Annotated in this window: 2 protein-coding genes; both read right to left on the reverse strand. The window is 65.8% G+C overall.

All coding sequences use genetic code 11. The features are described 5' to 3' along the window. Nucleotides 1–343 precede the first annotated feature (343 nt). The gene (locus tag EOA33_RS33045; RefSeq protein WP_127407528.1) at nucleotides 344–1,291 is read right to left on the reverse strand and encodes an ABC transporter permease; all 948 of its coding nucleotides are present in this window, start codon (nucleotides 1,289–1,291) and stop codon (nucleotides 344–346) included. A gap of 3 nt (nucleotides 1,292–1,294) precedes the next feature. Further along, nucleotides 1,295–2,211, reverse strand: a 917-nt coding sequence (locus EOA33_RS33050) for an ABC transporter permease (RefSeq protein ID WP_145989435.1), incomplete at its 5' end; no start/stop codon positions are given.

Here is a 2,211-nt window from a genome sequence, read left to right on the forward strand (position 1 = left end):
GTCGATTATGACCACCGCCACGCCGTTCTCGTTTGCGACGTTGACAGAATTGGACAAGCGGAACCTCCCGAGACCGGCTGCGATCACGACGGGTTTACTAGGCCGCGCCGCGAATGGGAACCGGATGGCATCGCTGGCACAATGCTTGTCTGGACAAGCCGCGAAAGCGTGCTGAAGAAGGCAACACCAAACGATCCGACGAACTCCGCCGATATTCGGTCAGCCGGAGCCGGACGGCCGCGAAGCGACCAAACTGGGTGCGAACCGGAGCGGAACGCAGGTGAAGTACGTGAGCACCGGAAGCGCAGGAAGCCGCCATTTGCAGGCCGGCCTCACCTGGATATCACCGCAACGCCTTCTCCCCACCTGCCGCCGTTATCACCCCGACGATGATCAGTCCGGTCAGCACCAGCCGCACGCCGGCGCTGACGCCGAACGTGTTGAGCATGGTGAGCAGCAGCACCAGGAACAGGCCAGCGCCCCAGACGCCGGGCACATTGGCCTTGCCGCCGGCGACCGAGGTGCCACCTATGACCACGACGGCGATCGAGGCGAGCAGGTATTCGTTGCCGATGTCGACATTGGCGCCGCGGAAATAGCCGGCGAGCAGCGCCCCGTCGATACCGCCGAGCGCGCCGGACAGCGTGTAGGTGAGGAAGCGGATGCGGCCGACATTGACGCCGGCGAGCCAGGCGGCGCGGATGTTCTGGCCGATCGCCAGCACCGAGCGGCCGTAGATCATGCGCTGCAGCGCCGTTGCCGCGCCGATGGTGAAGAGTACCGTCAGCATCGCCAGCACCGGGATGCCGAGGAATTGCCAGTTGGTGAAGTCGGCGAAACCCGGCGGCGGCTTGATCTGCAGCCCGCGCCCATAGCTGATGTCAATCGACTGTATGATGAAGCTCGCCGACAGGGTTGCGATGATCGGCGGGATGCGGAGCGCCCAGATCAGCAGATAGTTGGCCGCGCCGATCGCAGCCCCGGTGGCGAGCGCCGCGATCAGCCCGACCGCGATCATTGAATCATTGCCGTCCATCACTTTCATGGCGACCGCGCTGGCAAGCCCGATATTGGCCGGCAGCGACAGGTCGACATTGCCGGGTCCGAGCGTGATGACGAACATCTGGCCGACGCCGACGATGACGGTGAAGACGGCCAGCGAAAGTGCCGCCGTGATCATGCCGCCGGCACCATAGCCGCCGGTGAAGACGATGGTCGCCAGCCACACCACGGCTGCGCCGATGAAGGACCAGGTCCACGGTTTGGCCAGCAGCATTCGCAGCGAGGCCATCGCTCACCTCTCCCTGCGGCTGATCAGCACCCGCGCCGCCAGCACGATGATCAGGATGGCGCCGTTGGCCGCCACCTGCCAGTCGGGCGGGATGTGCATGAAGGTCAACAGCGGCGAGGCGGCGAGCGCCAGCGTCAGCGCGCCGATGACGGCGCCGATCGGCGACACCCGGCCGCCGACGAATTCGCCGCCGCCGAGGATGACGCCGGCGATCGACAGCAGCGTGTAGCCGTTGCCAATATTGGCGTCGGCCGAGGTGGTGATGCCGATCAGCGCCATGCCGGAGAGTACCCCAAACAGTCCTGTCAGCGCGAACAGCACGATCCTGGTCTTGAGCAGCGACCAGCCGGCGCGCCGCAGCGCCGCCGCATTGCCACCGGAGCCGCGCAGGATGACGCCATAGGATGTGCGCATCAGGCCGACATGCACCACCGCCGCGATCACCAGCGCGGCGATGATCGGGAACGGAATGAGAGGCGGCTTGAAGGCCATCAGCGATAACAGCCAGTCAGGTGCCTTGCCGCCGGGCTTCGGCAGGACGAGGATGGCGAGGCCCTGCCAGACGAAGCTCATGCCCAGCGTCACCACGATCGAGGGCAGGTTGCGCAGGTGGATCAGCGCGCCGAGCAGCGCATAGACGCCGATCGAGCTCAGCAGCACCGCCACACCGATCAGCGGCGCATCCTTCAGCCAGGTCGCCGTGACGCAGCCGACAAAGCCGACGAAGGTGCCAATCGAGAGGTCGAGCTCATTGCCGGCGATAACGAACATCTGCGCGATCGTGGCCAGGGCGATCGGGATCGCCAGGTTGAGCATCAGGGTGAAGCCGAAATAGGAGATGGCGCGCGGGTTGAGCCAGGCGATCGCCAAAAGCACCAGCGCCAGCGACAAGGCCGGCAACAGGCTGCGCAGCATGCGCG

This window comes from Mesorhizobium sp. M4A.F.Ca.ET.050.02.1.1, assembly GCF_003997725.1.
GTDB lineage: Bacteria > Pseudomonadota > Alphaproteobacteria > Rhizobiales > Rhizobiaceae > Mesorhizobium.